Genomic DNA, 13,706 nt, shown 5'->3' on the forward strand with positions numbered 1-13,706 from the left:
TCTGCAATGTCAGTTATCAGTTCCACCAAGAATCTCGAGGCACTCAGCTTCACCCTTGTTGCCGAGTTCGACGCCGGCGTCGAACGTGTCTGGCAGGTCTGGGAAGATCCGCGGCAACTTGAGCGCTGGTGGGGGCCGCCCACCTGGCCGGCAACCTTCGAGCAGTTCGACTTCGAGCCCGGCGGTAGAGCCGCGTACTACATGACGGGCCCCGAGGGTGAGAAAGCCGGCGGCTGGTGGCGCTTTATTGCCATCCAGGCACCAAACAGCCTCGAGTTCAACGACGGATTCGCCGATGAAAAAGGCGACCCAGTTGAGGCCCTGGGGATCACCCACGCCACGGTCACTCTCGAGGACACCGACGGCCGCACCCGGATGACCATCCTCTCCAGCTTCGAATCCGAAGAGCAGATGGAACAGATGGTCCAGATGGGCATGGAGGAGGGTATGCGGGAGGCCGCCGGCCAGATCGACGCCGTCCTCGCTGAGCACGCCCGCGCCTGACCGCCCACTGCGCCAGGACTACCGGTAACAGCACAAAACGCAAGAGTACGACGGCGGGCCGCACCCGCCGTCGTACTCTGCTGTCAGGCGCCGATGCAGCCCGGCCGCAACCTTTGGAGCCGTAGCATCGGGCCAGGACGACGACGTCCACATAACCAGCAAGGGGTTTTGTATGACGAGAATGCTGATTATTGGTCCGCCCGGTTCCGGCAAGGGAACGCAGGCTGAACGGATCTCCGAGCGCCTCGGCGTAGTGGCGATCTCAACCGGAGATATCTTCCGCGGCCACGTTAAAGGCGGGACGCCCCTGGGTGTCGAGGCCATGAGGTACATGGATGCCGGCGATTTCGTACCGGACAGTGTCACCAACGAAATGGTCCGGAACCGCCTGAGCCAGGACGACGCCGGCAACGGTTTCGTGCTGGACGGCTACCCTCGCACCGTGGCCCAGGTGGATTACCTCGACGGGATCCTCGCAGCGGGTGAGCAGGAACTTGGAGTGGTCCTCCAGCTCACTGCCGACGACGGGGAACTGGTCTCGCGGCTGCTCGGCAGGGCCAGGGAGACCGGCCGCAGCGACGACAACGAAAGCGTCATCCGCCACCGGCTTGACCTGTACCACCAGCAGACCGAGGCCGTGGTGGCCAGGTATGCCGGGCGCGGGATCCTGGCCCAGGTGGACGGGATCGGCGGGATAGACGACGTCACGGACAGGGTCCTGGCCTGCGTAGGCAACGTGCTCGGGGCGCCCGTCGACGGACGGTAGCGGCAACGGCAATAGCTGAAGGACGACGGCGGGAATTCCCGCCGTCGTCTCTGATGTCTGTTCAGGGCCGGCATGGCTGGAGGTTATCCACATAGGGCATTTGCTTCACGGTTCTTGGGGGTGCCTCGAAGGATGATGGAGGTATGAGAAGCGGAGCGGCAGTGGATTCGATGGAGGCCATGAAGGCTTCCATGGCTGCCCTGGCGGTGTTGGTGGACCGAACGGAGGGCCGCTTTGATTCCCCCGGCCCGAACCCGCTTCGTGACCAGGCGGATGCGTGTCTGGGGGGTCTTGAAGAGACGGCCCGGATGGAGGCCATGCTGGCCGCCAGGAAAGTGCGTTTCACCGCAGGGTTCGCCAACGCAACCCGGGCCATGTCTCCACCGGATGAGCATCCGCAGCAGCGCCTCGCCCGGGAAATGGGCGTCGTCGCCGAGGTCGCCTGTGCCCTGACCGTGAGCGAACGGACTGCATCAGCACTGCTCGCCGAGTCCCGTGAACTCACCACCACGCTGCGGCTGACTCTGGCCGCGTTGCAGGCCGGGAACCTTTCGTGGCAGCACGCCCGGGTCATGGTCGACGAAACAAGCGGCCTTGATCCAGCGGGCGCCGCGGCGTTGGAAGGCCACTTTCTGGGCCCGGAGGTCGAGAGCCTCGCCACGTGCCCGGCCGGGGAGATGGTTCCGGCGCGGTTCCGGCACAAGGCCCGGACCTGGCGGGAACGGCACCACCCGGTCAGCATCGAAAAACGCCACGCCAGGAGTGTCCTGGACCGGAGGCTGGAGTACGCCCCGGACCGCGACGGGATGGCCTGGCTCAGCGCCTACCTCCCGGCGGACCAGGCCGCAGGGATCTGGAACGGCGTCACCGCCGCAGCCCGCGCCCTACAGGGCCCCGCCGAGGACCGGACCATCACACAGCTGCGCGCAGACGTCGCCGCCAAACTCCTCCTCAGCGCCGGCTTCACCACCAGCGCCCCAACGGCCGGCAACACAGACGCCTCGACTGAGGGCGAGCCAGCCAGCGGTATTGCTTCCGGCATCAGATATGCGGCCTCCCCGGCCGCGCAGGTCCTCGTGACCGTGCCGGTGTTCGCCCTGATGGGCCTCACCGACGAACCCGCCGACCTCGACGGCTACGGACCCATCCCCGCCTCCATGGCCCGCAAACTCGTAGCCGACGGGGCATCCTCATTCCGCCGGGTCCTCACCGACCCCCGCAACGGCGCACCGCTGGAAATCGGACGGAACAGCTACCCCATCCCCGCAGCGATGCGGCAATGGCTCAGACTCCGCGACGGGAAATGTTCGTTCCCCGGCTGCAACAACCAATCCCTCGACAACGAAGCCGACCACATCCTCGCCTGGTCCGACGGCGGCACCACCGGCATCACCAACCTCGAGTCACTGTGCCGCAAACACCACCGGCTCAAACACACCACAGCGTGGACACCCGGCCGGCCACCAAAGACGAACCGCCCGGCTGGATTTCACCCACCGGCCGCCACTACCAAAGCGAACACCACGACTGGGAACCACCCCACTGGCCAACACAAATCCTGGAACAACTGGCGCGTTACGAACCAGATCCGGCACTCGTTGACGGCAGGCGTCCTGACGCTGCGCTGCCTGACGAGGCGCCACCCGACAATGCGCCACCCGACAATGCGCTGCCCGTGGGATCCTTGGCTGGATTTCCGGCAACCACCTGAGCGGCGTTCCACCACCCCGCGGAATGGACGTGATGGCGGGATTCGAACCCGCGTCAGCGGTTCTGCAGACCGCTCCCTGGCCTCTCGGGCACATCACGTAGCAGTAGCCTAAGCACCCGCCGCGGCATTGTCCCGCTCTGTTAACCAGTCCTGCGGACCATTGCGGGGCAAGACGTTTGGCGACGCGGGATGAACCGCCGAGGGCCGCCCTGCGGACCATGCCGCGAATCCGGCACCGGACTGAATGTGCTGGTCAGCGGCCCCTTTCGTTACCCCATGCTTCGGGCCGTGAAGCCAGGTTTCGCTGCGCGTCGGTGCGTTTCACCCCCGGTTGAAAGGGGAGTGGACGGGTGGTTGGTTTGGATTATCGGCCTTGAAAGGAAAAGAACATGACGGAACATTTTGATCTCACCCCCCAGCGCCTGCGTCACGTCCTGGGCCACTTTGCGTCCGGCCTGACCGTGATCACAGCGGCTACGGACAACGGCCCGGCCGGCTTCACCTGCCAGTCCTTCTCCTCCCTCTCGCTGGATCCGGCCCTGGTCACCTTCAGCCCCGCCCGCACTTCCAGCACCTGGCCGCAGCTGCGCAAGGCCGGACGGTTCACGGTGAACATCCTGCCCGCCGGCCACCAGCACCTCGCCGCGCAGTTCGCCCGCTCCGGAGCCGACAAGTTTGCCGGGGTCGATTACACCGTCTCGCCGCTGGGCAACCCTGTGCTGGACCAGGCCCTCGCCTGGGTGGACTGCGAACTGCACGAGGAATACGACGGCGGCGACCACACCATCGTGGTGGGCGCGGTACGGGCCCTCGGTGCAAGGGACGGCGCAGAGCCGCTGCTCTTCTTCAAGGGCGGGTACTTCGAAGGCGTGCCGTCCCGGGCCAAGTTGCTGGAGAACGTGGCATGACACCGGTCAAGTCAGGTTCCCGAAGACGGGGCCGGCGCCCCGTTCCACGGGAGTCTGACACCAGGCTGGGCCTGGACCTTACGCGCAACGCCGGACACGGCACCGGCCAGGACCACCCTGCCCAGAACTGGTCCGACATTGCCGTGGGGGCAACGGTCAGCGTCACGCCTCCGGCAGGAGCTCCCTACCTTGGCCGGGTTGATGCCAAAACGCCAGATGCTGGAATTGTCTGGGTGGTCAGCCTGGAAGGATCGGGCCGCCAGATGCTTGGCAACCGCGACGGCGTCAGCCTGCTCTCTGCCGCCGGGTGGCCATCATGAGCATCGCCTTGGTTCTTGGCGCGTTCGGCGTGCTCCTGGCCGCCGGCGTCCTGTGGGCGTCCGGGCCGCTGCTGCACCGGGCACGTGACCGCGACGCGGGCGAACACGGTCACACCGCCGTCGAGTATTGGTCCATCTATTCCTGAAGGAAGTACCAGCATGATCGGGACACTCACGCGCCGGATCCAAATGATCTGCGGCGACGAGCTCTCCTTGCTACGCCGGCAGATGTACGCCCTTGCTTGGCAGGACATCCACGAAGGCGCCGTGGAGGGTGCGGCCACGGCCATGGCCCGCAAGCCCTCCTGCGTGAACCACGGCGTCAGCGTTGACGTGGTGTGTTTCGCCATGCGCCCCAGCAACGAGGACGCCTCCTTCATGATTTCTGTGGCGATGCACGTGCATCCCGACCGGCGGTCCGGCGACGTGTACTGGGAGGAAGCCGACGCCTGGGCTCAGGCCGTCGCCGGCCACGAGTGGTTCAGGGTGGAGCCGCGCGGCAGGCTGGAAAACGCCGGCAGCAGGGTCTTCCACTACGCATTGACCGAGGAAGCCACCCCGGCCCAGGAAGCGCCACTGGCAGGGGCATCGTCCACCCGACCCGCAGTCTCTACCTGACCCGCAGTCTCTACGTGACCGGCGAAGTCTCCATCTGACCGGCAGCCGCCGCCGGAAACGCCGGGACTGCGGCCACGATCGTGCCGTCCACCAGCACAGCCAGCACCTGGCCCGATGGCTCGCCCCGCCGAGCCTCCTGCCGCCGTCGGAAGGTCCGCAATGGCGGACCCGCGCCCGCGGGGGCGAACCCAATCCTGTGCCCCGCCGCAGGTTCACCTGCAGAACGAGGGTCCCGCTACAGCACCTTTCGGAAGCAGACACTGCCGTCGTCGCCGGCGTATGGGCCGAAGCCGGGGGTGCGGTCCCAGCCTTCGCGCGAGTACAGGGCAATGGCCTCGGGCTGCAGGATCCCGGTCTGCAGGACCAGCTCGTTCACGCCCAGGCCGCGCGCGCTCTGCTCCACCTTGGCCAGCGACTGCTGCGCCAGCGCCCGGCGCCGGAAGTCGGGAGAGACAAAAACGCGCTTGACCTCCCAGTAACCCGGGTTCCGCAGCAGCGCCGCCGTCGCGGCCGGCTTTCCGTCGGCGACGGCGATCCACACCGTTTCGATGTCCTCCGCCCGGGGCGGCAGCGGCCTCCGGCGGCCCTGCTCAACAAACGCCTGGTACCGCGGACGTAGCTCGGCGTCCATCTGGTCGCGGAGCCCCGAGGCCCAGCGGTGGTCCCAGCCGGTCTGGACCCATGACACTTCCAGTTGCCGGTCACCCGGCTGGGCGGGCGCCGTGGCGCCCGGGTCAATCGATTCTCGAACTGTCACGGTGGTCCCCTAGGTCGCGGCACCGGTGCGGGCTGCCTGGCTGTCTTCCTTTGACAGCCACTGTAGAAGCCGCAGCACACCGGCACCCAGCCGGCCGCGCCCGGCCCGTCACGGCGTGAAATCCGGCGTCAGCGGGCGCAATGAGCGGTCACGTTCGGCAACAAACAGCTCCGTCGGGAGACCCTTACGAGGATTCCTGCCAGCCCGTCCAACGCACCAGCCGGACCGCGTCGAGCGCCGCGAGGTCACCGCCTGCTTCGTCCCGCCGCCGCTGGGCTTCCGCCGGCACGCCGGCGCGCTGCGGACCTGTTGAATCCGGCCGCAGACGCTTGAATACTGGAAGTCAGAATCGGTGCGTTCAGGGGCGGTGGCAGGTGATGGCCGGAGGCGGCAATGCGTTCAGGCGGCGGTTGGAGCGTGGCGCTGAGCTACGTTCGTACCGCGGCGCGGGAATCAGTGCGGAGGAAGAAGCGCAGCTGGAGGCCGCCGAGGCGGATGAGCGGCAGAAGCGCAGGAAAGTCGATGACGCCAAGAGGGTGGAGTACCTCATCCGCGACGCCATGGCGCAGGGCAAGTTCGACAACCTCAAGTATTCAGGCAAGCCGATCCCCGGTCTGGGGGAGGCCTACGATCCCGACTGGTGGGTCAAGGGCCTGATCCAGCGGGAGAACATCAGCGGCCTGGGTCCCAAGGCCATCCTGCTCCGCACCGAGGACGCCGAACTTGACGTCCGACTGGACGAGCAGTTCACCGAAAAGCAGGTCCGGGACATCCTGAAGGACTTCAACGCCCGCGTCATCGACGCCCGCCGCCAGCTGCAGGGCGGGCCGCCCGTCATCACCAAAACCCGCGACATCGAGGCGGAAGCGGCGCGCTGGCGTGAGCGCCGCGCCGCCCGGGCCGCGGCCCCGGAGCCGGAACCCGAACTGAAACCGAAGCGCCCGTGGTGGCAGCGGCTGTGGAACGGCACCGGATAGCGGGATGACGACGGCGGCAAATTTCCGCCGTCGTTAGCTCTTGCCAAGCGATACTCAGCGATATATCGTTAAGTATCGCTCACCGTCGTGGTGGGCGGTTGATATCCACTCACCGGAAGGACAATGCCGTTATGAAAGGCATGTACGAGAACAACAAATTTGCAGAGAACGAACCGCCCCGCGGGCGCTTCGGACGCGGCCACGGCCGCCGCGGGCCCCATGGCCATGGCGGCGGAGGCTTCGGACGCGGTCTCGGCCCCGGCTTTGGTCCTGGGTTCGGACCGGGGTTCGGACCGGGCGGTCCCCGGCGGGCCAACAGGGGAGACGTCCGTTCGGCGATCCTCTCGCTGCTGGCGGAGGCGCCGTCAAACGGCTACGGGCTGATCAAGACGATCGCCGAAAAGACCTCCGGAGCCTGGCGCCCCAGCCCGGGCTCGGTGTACCCCACTCTTCAGCAGCTGGTCGATGAAGAACTCATCGTCGCCGTGGGCGAGGGCCGCCGGACCGAATTCACCCTGACGGAAGCCGGCCGCGACTACGTGGCGGAACACGCGGAGGAACTGGCCAACGCCTGGAACACCTCGCGCGACGAAACCGGACCTGCTTTCCACGAGAGCATTGGGAAACTTATGGGGGTCATCCACCAGTTCCGCGGTGCCACGGAGGAACAGCGCACGGCAGCGACCGAAAAGCTCGACGAAACCCGCCGTGCGCTTTACCTCATCCTCGCCGACTGAACTATCCGGACAGGCTCAGCCGAACGTCTCATACGAAAGTCTCAGTCGAGAAGAGGCGGCCACGGCTGCGGCGCGGTCGCCTCGAAGAGCTCGCACAGCGAGTTGTAGTACTGGGTGGTCTGCCCGAGATGCCTCATTCCAATCCGGCCGCAGACCTTCCGGGACGCCGCGTTGGCCGGTGCCGTGACCGCCACAACCCGCCGGAGGCCGCTGGCAAAGGCGTGCCGCAGGACAGCGGCCGCCGCCTCGGAGGCGTACCCCTGCCCCCAACGGTCCGGGTGGAAGTGCCAGCCGATCTCCGTGTCGCCGGACGGCTGGAGCGGCAGTGACCTGCCGGAAGCCGGGATGGACTTCAGCAGCAGGTTTCCCGCCAGCTGGCCGGAATCCTTGAGCTGCACCGCCCAGACGGCGTGTACCGGGTCATCCACCTGCCGCCAGGCGCTGATCCGCTCCTCCGCCTCTGCCCGCTCTGTCATGACGCGGGGAGGATTGCCAATGAACCGCTGCACCTCCCAGCGCGAATACAGGTCAAAGGCGAAGCCGGCATCCTCCGGCTCCCACGGCCGCAGGACCAGCCGGTCGGTCTCAAGGGTCTGCACCCGATCATTTTCGCACCCCCGGCACGCACTACCCGGCCCCGCCCTACCGCAATGAGTCCTAGGACTCCTAGGGCGCGGCTGCCGGGGGAGTGGATGCCGGAGGCTCCGGTGCAGGTGCAGGTGCAGGCTCAGGTGCTGGCGCTGGCGCGGGTGCTGGCGCGGGTGCAGGTGCGGGACGGGCAGGTGCGGGCGTCGGCGTCGGCGTCGGTTTCGGCGGGGCAACCATGGAAGCAGGCGGCGGCGGGAACGGATCCGCCGGATAGAGCCGGGCCACCTGCAGCATGTAGTTGACCCATTGCGGCCCGGCAATCATGTATCCGTCAAGGCGGGGATAGAACACGCCGTTGACGGTGACGTTCTGGCCTGGGCGTTTCTGGCCTTCCAGGGCGTCGCCGAAGAAGGATGCCGTGGCCAGCCCCGAGGTGTAGCCCACCACCCAGGTGGCGCCGTTGGTATTGGAGGTGCCCGTCTTGGCGGCCACCGGCATCTGGGTGTGGATCTTGGGATTGATCCACACGCCCGAGCCGACTTTCAGGACGTCCTGGAGCACGGCGTTGACGCCCCTGGCCACCTCAGGTTTCACCGCGGCTCGGCACTCGGTGGCCTGGGCCGGCATCTGGCCGCCGGTCACGTCCGTCACCTCCAGCAGTGCAACGGGGACACAGTAGCGGCCGTCGTTGGCGAAGGTGGCGAAAGCATTGGCCATATGGACCGGGGCGACGCCGATGGCTCCCAGCAGGTTGCCCAGCTGGTGCATGTTGATCTGCGCGCCGTCCAGGCCGCTGTGCAGGCCAACGCTGTCAACCATCTTCTGGATGCCGCAGAAATCCAGCTGCGTGGCGGAGGCGAAGGTAGCCGTGTTGATGGAGTTGTACAGGCCGTAGTTGACGGGCATCGGACGGTAATAGCCTTCGTCGGCGTTCTGCAGGTCATCGGCCGCGCCCAGCTCGGGATTGTTCTGCGCCGTGCTGTAGGCGCCCAGGACCTTTCCGCAGCTGGACCGCCACGGGAAGCCCACGGGATAGACGCGGCGGGACGCGTCCACCATGGCTGTCATGGACTTGCCCTCGTTGAGCCACTCAGCAAAGGTGAACGGCTTCATGGTGGATCCCGGCTGGAACCCGCCCGCGCCATTCAGGTCATTGCCGTCGGCATCGCGTGAATCCACATTGAAGTTCAGCTGTGTGTCGAACCGGCCCTCTTCCGGCAGGAACACCGTGTTCTGGGCCATCGCCAGGATCCGGCCCGTGCCCGGCTGGACCGTCACCAGCGACGCGCCCCACCTGTCGGGATTCGCACCGGCCGATGCGTCAACCTGCGCCTGGGCGGCAGCCTGCAGCCTGGGGTCCAGAGTGGTTTTGATGGTCAGGCCGCCGCGGTAGAGCCTGCGCTCCCGCTCGATCAGGCTGGAGCCGTAGGCCGGATTGTTAAGGATCAGGTGGGAAATGTAGTCACAGAAGTAGGGTGCCATGGTGGCGTTGGCGCACCCCTGCCGCCCCGGGTTCAGCTTGAGCTCGATGGGCGTGGCCACTGCCGCGTCATGGTCGGCCTGGGTGATCTTGCCGGTGGCCAGCATCTCTGAAAGCACCTGGTTGCGCCGGACGATCGACTTGTCCGGGTTCACCGCCGGATTGTAGAAACTGGGGCTGTTCACCAGGCCGGCCAGCAACGCAGCCTGCGGCAGCGTGAGCTCCATGGCCGAGGTGCTGAAGAAGTACCGTGACGCAGCCTCAATGCCATACGCGTCCCGGTTGAAGAACACGATGTTCAGGTAGCCCTCGAGGATCTGTTCCTTGCTGAACCGCTTTTCCAGGGCGATGGCAAGCTTCATCTCGCGGAGCTTGTCGCCGACGCTCTTCTGGCCACTCAGGATCACCTCGTCCGTCCGGTCCTGGGAGAGGTAGGCCTCGTTGATCACGTTGGTGACGTACTGCTGGGTAATGGTGGACGCACCCTGTTTGGCGCCCCTGGTCATGTTGGCGATCGCCGCGCGAAGGATTCCCTGGGGGTCGATTCCCACATGGTCGTAGAACCGGCTGTCCTCGATGGCCACGATGGCGTCGCGGACAAACGGGGACATCTGGTCCAGCGGAACCTTGATCCGGTTTTCGGCGTAGAACGTGGCGATCAGCTGCCCGTCGGAGGCCAGCACCTTGGTGGATTGCGACGGCGGCGCAACGATCAGTTCCTCGGGCAGGCGATCGAAGTAACTGATGGAGGTGCTGACGCCGAAGCTTGCGGCCGCCACGGCCGGAACCACCAGGCTCGCGGCAAGGACGCCGCACAATGCGCTCGCAGTAAAGAACCCGATGACCCTTCCCAGGGTCGCGGCCAGACGGTGCCCGTGTTTCTTCTTGTCCGCCATTTTCAGCTCTCAGGCTAGCGACGTGACATCAGGATACGCCGCCCGCCCGCGGATCCTCCAGAGCTGTTACCACATAGAAACCGATACTTTGAGGACGCCGGAACTGGTCATCCGGGAGCGGCTGGCAGGCACGGCAACCCTGCTCTGCCCGGGGGCAGGATCAGGCGAAGCTGTCTTCTTTGGCGCGCTGGGTTGAAGCCTCCGGAGCTGCCGGCTGCGCGGCGGCGAGGTGGCCGGACGGGTTGAAACGGCTGCCCAGCTCACCGAAGGAGTAGGCGCTCTCGGCGTGCTCGGCGAGGTCCACGCCGACGGTTTCGGCCTCGTGGCTGACCCGGAATCCGATGGTCCTGTTGATGGCCCGCCCGATCACCAGGGTCATGCCGCCGGAGAGGGCCAGGGTGACCACCACTGCGGCGGTCTGGGCAATCAGCTGCTGGACGCCGCCGCCATAGAACAGGCCGCCGCCGTGGCCGTCCACGGGAAGGGCAAGGAAACCGAGGGAAAGCGTGCCGATCAGGCCTGCTCCCAGGTGGACTCCCACTACGTCGAGGGAGTCATCCAGGCCGAAGCGGTACTTCAGGTCCACAAACCAGCAGCAGGCTGCCCCGGCCACCAGGCCCAGGCCGATGGCGGCCACCGGGCTGATGTTGGCGCAGGACGGAGTGATGGCTACGAGGCCCGCCACCACGCCGGACGCGGCACCGAGGGAGGTGGGGTGGCCGTGCCGGGTCTTTTCGACGACCAGCCAGCTGAGCATGGCCGCGGCGGGGGTGACCAGGGTGTTGACCCAGATCAGGCCTGCCTGTTCGGCGGTGCTCGCGGCGCCGCCGTTGAAGCCGAACCAGCCGAACCACAGGATGGCCGCGCCCAGCATGATGAAGGGGACATTGTGCGGGCGGTGGTTGGGGTCCTTGGCGAAGCCGTGCCGCTGGCCCACGATCAGGGCAAGGACCAGGGCGGCGGTGCCGGAGCTGATTTCCACCACCGCGCCGCCGGCGAAGTCTATGACCTGGCCGAAGACCGCAGTCAGGGCGCCGCCGGCGCTGAGGAGTCCTCCGCCCCAGATCATGTAGGCCAGTGGGCAGTAGACGAGCGTGATCCACACTGGAACGAACACGGCCCAAGCGCTGAAGCGGGCGCGGTCCGCGATGGCGCCGCTGATGAGTGCCACGGTGATGATGGCGAAGGTGGCGCTGTAGCCGGCCTTGATAAGGTCCGGTGAGCCCATGAGGTTCTGCAGGCCGAAGTTGGTGAACGGGTTGCCGAAGAGGCCCATGATGCCGTCGCCGGTGGTCATGGAGTAGCCCCAGAGCACCCACACGACGCCGACGATGCCTGCGGAGATGAAGCTCATCAGGATCATGTTCAGGGCTGCCTTGGCGCGGGTCATGCCGCCGTAGAAGAGGCCTAGCCCCGGGGTCATGAACAGTACCATTGCCGCTGAAATCATCAGCCAGACATGTTGCGCAGTGATTTCCACCTGCGGGTCCCTTCGCGTTGAGCCTGCAATACGGGACTCTCCTGATCGGCCCTCGCATTCCCCCTGGTCAATATTTGCCGCCGGTTGTTTCGGTTTGTGCTTCGCTAAGTTGCAGGCACGTTACGCAAACGTCGCTTACGTGAAGATCGCGTGACCGTTATGTTTCAGCCATGTAAACGGGACCTGTTGGGCAGGGTACGTTCCGTCGGTTGAGCCCGCCAGATGCCATCAATCCCAGTTATCCGTGCGCAGGCGAGGTGAGAAGCCGCCGTCGGACGCTGAAAACGGCCAGGTTTCGTGAAAATGAACGGCGGCTCACCAGCACACACCTGCCGGGGGGTCACGCACCGTGGGGGGAATGCCACAGCCGTTCCAGGAATTTACCGTCGTCAGCGGGCCGGGAGTGGAGCTCCGCTGCCATGACACCGGCGGCAGCGGCCCCGCCGTGGTGATCCTCCACGGGCTCGCCGGCAGCGCCCGTGAATTTTTCCCGACGGCGGCAGCCCTGCCGGAGTGCCGGACGGTCCTGGTGGACCTCCGCGGCCACGGCGCAAGTACCCGGGACCCGGACGACGTTTCGCGCGAGGCGTACGTGGCCGACCTCGTGCGCGTCATGGAAATGGTGGGCACGCCGGTGGCCCTGGTGGGGCAGTCGATGGGAGGCCACACTGCGATGCTCGTGGCTGCCACCCGGCCGGACCTTGTCTCACGGCTGGTGCTGCTGGAAGCGGCCGCCGGCGGCGGAAGGGCCGAGGACCATGCAGCCATGGGGGAGTACTTCCGGTCCTGGCCAGTGCCGTTCCCCAGCCGGGATGCCGCGGCTGCGTTCCTTGGCGACGCACCGCTGGCGGGGGCCTGGGCGGCGGACCTGGAGGAGCGCGACGGCGGGTTCTGGCCGCGGTTCGACCCCGGCGTCATGGCAGCGGCCATCAGCGCAGTGGCCGTTCCGCGCTGGACGGAGTGGGAGAGCGTGGCCGTCCCCACCCTGGTGGTCTATGGCGGGCAGGGCATGTTTGCGGAAGCGGCCAAGGCGGAGTTTGTCCGGCGGGGCAGGAACGCCACCCGGATTGACCTCCCCGGGGCATCGCACGACGCCCACCTGGACTGCTTCGCACCCTGGATGGCTGCGCTCAGGGGATTCCTGCTTCCCTGAGCGCAGCCGGCCCGGTCAGAACGTCCGGGCGTTGGCCAGGACAGGCAGTTTGCCGCGGACGTCGGCAACAACCGAGGGGTCAATGTCGACGACGGCGAGTTCCGGTTCGCCGCCGAGCGCCACCAGGGCTGATCCCAGGGGGGAGATGACGGCGCTGTGGCCGACGCCGGTGGGCGCATTGCCGGCCGTGGCGATGCCGACGCTTGCCGGATCACCCTGACCGCAGGCCACCACAAACGTGGTGCTGTCCAGGGCCCGGGCCCGGACCAGCAGGTCCCACTGTTCGGCCTTGCCCTCGCCGGCACCCCATGAGGCGCACACGATGTTGACCTGCGCGCCGGCTTTGGCGTTGGCCGTGAAGAGTGCCGGGAAGCGGACGTCGTAGCAGGTGGCCAGTCCGAAGGTGGTGCCGTTCACCTCGAAGGTCACGGGGGCTGTTCCGGCGTCCACGGTGTCGGACTCGGCGAAGCCGAACGCGTCAAAGAGGTGGATCTTGTCGTAGGAGGTTTCCACCCCGGGGCCGGTGACCAGCAGGGTATTGCGGACACGCCCGTCCCGGCCGGGGGTGAACATGCCCGCCACCACCGTGATGTCCAGTTCCCTGGCGATGCTGCGGACGCTGCCGGCCCAGGCGCCGTCTACGGGTTCGGCGATATCGGTCAGCCGGTGTCCGAAGGCGCGCATCGCGGCTTCCGGGAACACCACGAGTTCCGCCCCGGCGGCCTTTGCGCGGGTGGCGTATTCTCGGATGAGTTCCAGGTTGGCGGCCAGATCGGCTCCGGTGATGATTTGGGCCACTGCTAAACGCATG

General features: G+C 66.8%; 14 protein-coding genes, 1 tRNA gene and 1 pseudogene. 10 read left to right on the forward strand and 6 right to left on the reverse strand.

Annotated features, from left to right (window positions below; genetic code table 11):
• Positions 1–6: 6 nt before the first annotated feature.
• The 3 genes and pseudogenes from ABV518_RS10230 to ABV518_RS10240 all read left to right on the forward strand — a co-directional run bounded on the left by ABV518_RS10230 (position 7) and on the right by ABV518_RS10240 (position 2,981).
• Positions 7–504, forward strand: a complete 498-nt coding sequence (locus tag ABV518_RS10230; RefSeq protein WP_367766922.1) for an SRPBCC domain-containing protein — start codon at positions 7–9, stop codon at positions 502–504.
• A gap of 181 nt (positions 505–685) precedes the next feature.
• Complete coding sequence (locus tag ABV518_RS10235) at positions 686–1,270, forward strand: adenylate kinase (RefSeq protein WP_367767070.1); 585 nt, start codon at positions 686–688, stop codon at positions 1,268–1,270.
• 143 nt (positions 1,271–1,413) lie between these two features.
• Positions 1,414–2,981, forward strand: a pseudogene (locus ABV518_RS10240) (DUF222 domain-containing protein).
• Positions 2,982–3,005: 24 nt separating this feature from the next.
• Here the strand turns inward: ABV518_RS10240 and ABV518_RS10245 are convergent.
• Positions 3,006–3,079 (reverse strand) — tRNA-Cys (locus tag ABV518_RS10245).
• A gap of 291 nt (positions 3,080–3,370) precedes the next feature.
• On the opposite strand from ABV518_RS10245, the gene ABV518_RS10250 reads away from it, so the two are divergent.
• From ABV518_RS10250 to ABV518_RS10265, 4 genes are read left to right on the forward strand one after another with little or no spacing between them, the layout of a single operon-like run.
• A complete protein-coding gene (locus tag ABV518_RS10250; protein ID WP_367766923.1) occupies positions 3,371–3,889 on the forward strand; it encodes a flavin reductase family protein in 519 nt (172 codons plus the stop codon).
• A complete protein-coding gene (locus ABV518_RS10255; RefSeq protein ID WP_367766926.1) occupies positions 3,886–4,209 on the forward strand; it encodes a hypothetical protein in 324 nt (107 codons plus the stop codon). Before ABV518_RS10250 ends, ABV518_RS10255 begins: the two co-directional genes overlap by 4 nt.
• Positions 4,206–4,355 (forward strand): hypothetical protein, encoded by a 150-nt coding sequence (locus ABV518_RS10260; RefSeq protein ID WP_367766927.1) that lies wholly within the window; start codon positions 4,206–4,208, stop codon positions 4,353–4,355. Before ABV518_RS10255 ends, ABV518_RS10260 begins: the two co-directional genes overlap by 4 nt.
• A 13-nt stretch (positions 4,356–4,368) precedes the next feature.
• Positions 4,369–4,827: a hypothetical protein gene (locus ABV518_RS10265; protein WP_367766928.1), complete on the forward strand. Its 459-nt coding sequence runs from the start codon at positions 4,369–4,371 to the stop codon at positions 4,825–4,827.
• A gap of 235 nt (positions 4,828–5,062) precedes the next feature.
• Here the strand turns inward: ABV518_RS10265 and ABV518_RS10270 are convergent, their stop codons facing one another.
• Entirely contained in the window at positions 5,063–5,584 is a 522-nt protein-coding gene (locus ABV518_RS10270) for a GNAT family N-acetyltransferase (RefSeq protein ID WP_367766930.1), read from the reverse strand.
• A gap of 377 nt (positions 5,585–5,961) precedes the next feature.
• Here ABV518_RS10270 and ABV518_RS10275 point away from each other — a divergent pair, with 377 nt between their 5' ends.
• Both ABV518_RS10275 and ABV518_RS10280 read left to right on the forward strand, forming a co-directional pair.
• Positions 5,962–6,561: a DUF1992 domain-containing protein gene (locus ABV518_RS10275; protein WP_367766931.1), complete on the forward strand. Its 600-nt coding sequence runs from the start codon at positions 5,962–5,964 to the stop codon at positions 6,559–6,561.
• A gap of 131 nt (positions 6,562–6,692) precedes the next feature.
• Positions 6,693–7,298 (forward strand): PadR family transcriptional regulator, encoded by a 606-nt coding sequence (locus ABV518_RS10280; protein WP_367766932.1) that lies wholly within the window; start codon positions 6,693–6,695, stop codon positions 7,296–7,298.
• A 41-nt stretch (positions 7,299–7,339) separates the two neighbouring features.
• Here the strand turns inward: ABV518_RS10280 and ABV518_RS10285 are convergent, their stop codons facing one another.
• The 3 genes from ABV518_RS10285 to ABV518_RS10295 form a co-directional block, all read right to left on the reverse strand.
• The gene (locus tag ABV518_RS10285; RefSeq protein ID WP_367766933.1) at positions 7,340–7,897 is read right to left on the reverse strand and encodes a GNAT family N-acetyltransferase; all 558 of its coding nucleotides are present in this window, start codon (positions 7,895–7,897) and stop codon (positions 7,340–7,342) included.
• A 67-nt stretch (positions 7,898–7,964) separates the two neighbouring features.
• Positions 7,965–10,262, reverse strand: a complete 2,298-nt coding sequence (locus ABV518_RS10290; RefSeq protein WP_367766934.1) for a transglycosylase domain-containing protein — start codon at positions 10,260–10,262, stop codon at positions 7,965–7,967.
• A gap of 160 nt (positions 10,263–10,422) precedes the next feature.
• The gene (locus ABV518_RS10295; RefSeq protein ID WP_367766935.1) at positions 10,423–11,742 is read right to left on the reverse strand and encodes an ammonium transporter; all 1,320 of its coding nucleotides are present in this window, start codon (positions 11,740–11,742) and stop codon (positions 10,423–10,425) included.
• A 358-nt stretch (positions 11,743–12,100) separates the two neighbouring features.
• Here ABV518_RS10295 and ABV518_RS10300 point away from each other — a divergent pair, with 358 nt between their 5' ends.
• Positions 12,101–12,895 (forward strand): alpha/beta fold hydrolase, encoded by a 795-nt coding sequence (locus ABV518_RS10300; RefSeq protein WP_367766936.1) that lies wholly within the window; start codon positions 12,101–12,103, stop codon positions 12,893–12,895.
• 15 nt (positions 12,896–12,910) lie between these two features.
• Here the strand turns inward: ABV518_RS10300 and ABV518_RS10305 are convergent, their stop codons facing one another.
• Positions 12,911–13,705 (reverse strand): carbon-nitrogen hydrolase family protein, encoded by a 795-nt coding sequence (locus ABV518_RS10305; protein ID WP_367766937.1) that lies wholly within the window; start codon positions 13,703–13,705, stop codon positions 12,911–12,913.
• Position 13,706 lies beyond the last annotated feature (1 nt).

This window comes from Arthrobacter sp. HS15c (assembly GCF_040812005.1).
GTDB lineage: Bacteria > Actinomycetota > Actinomycetes > Actinomycetales > Micrococcaceae > Arthrobacter.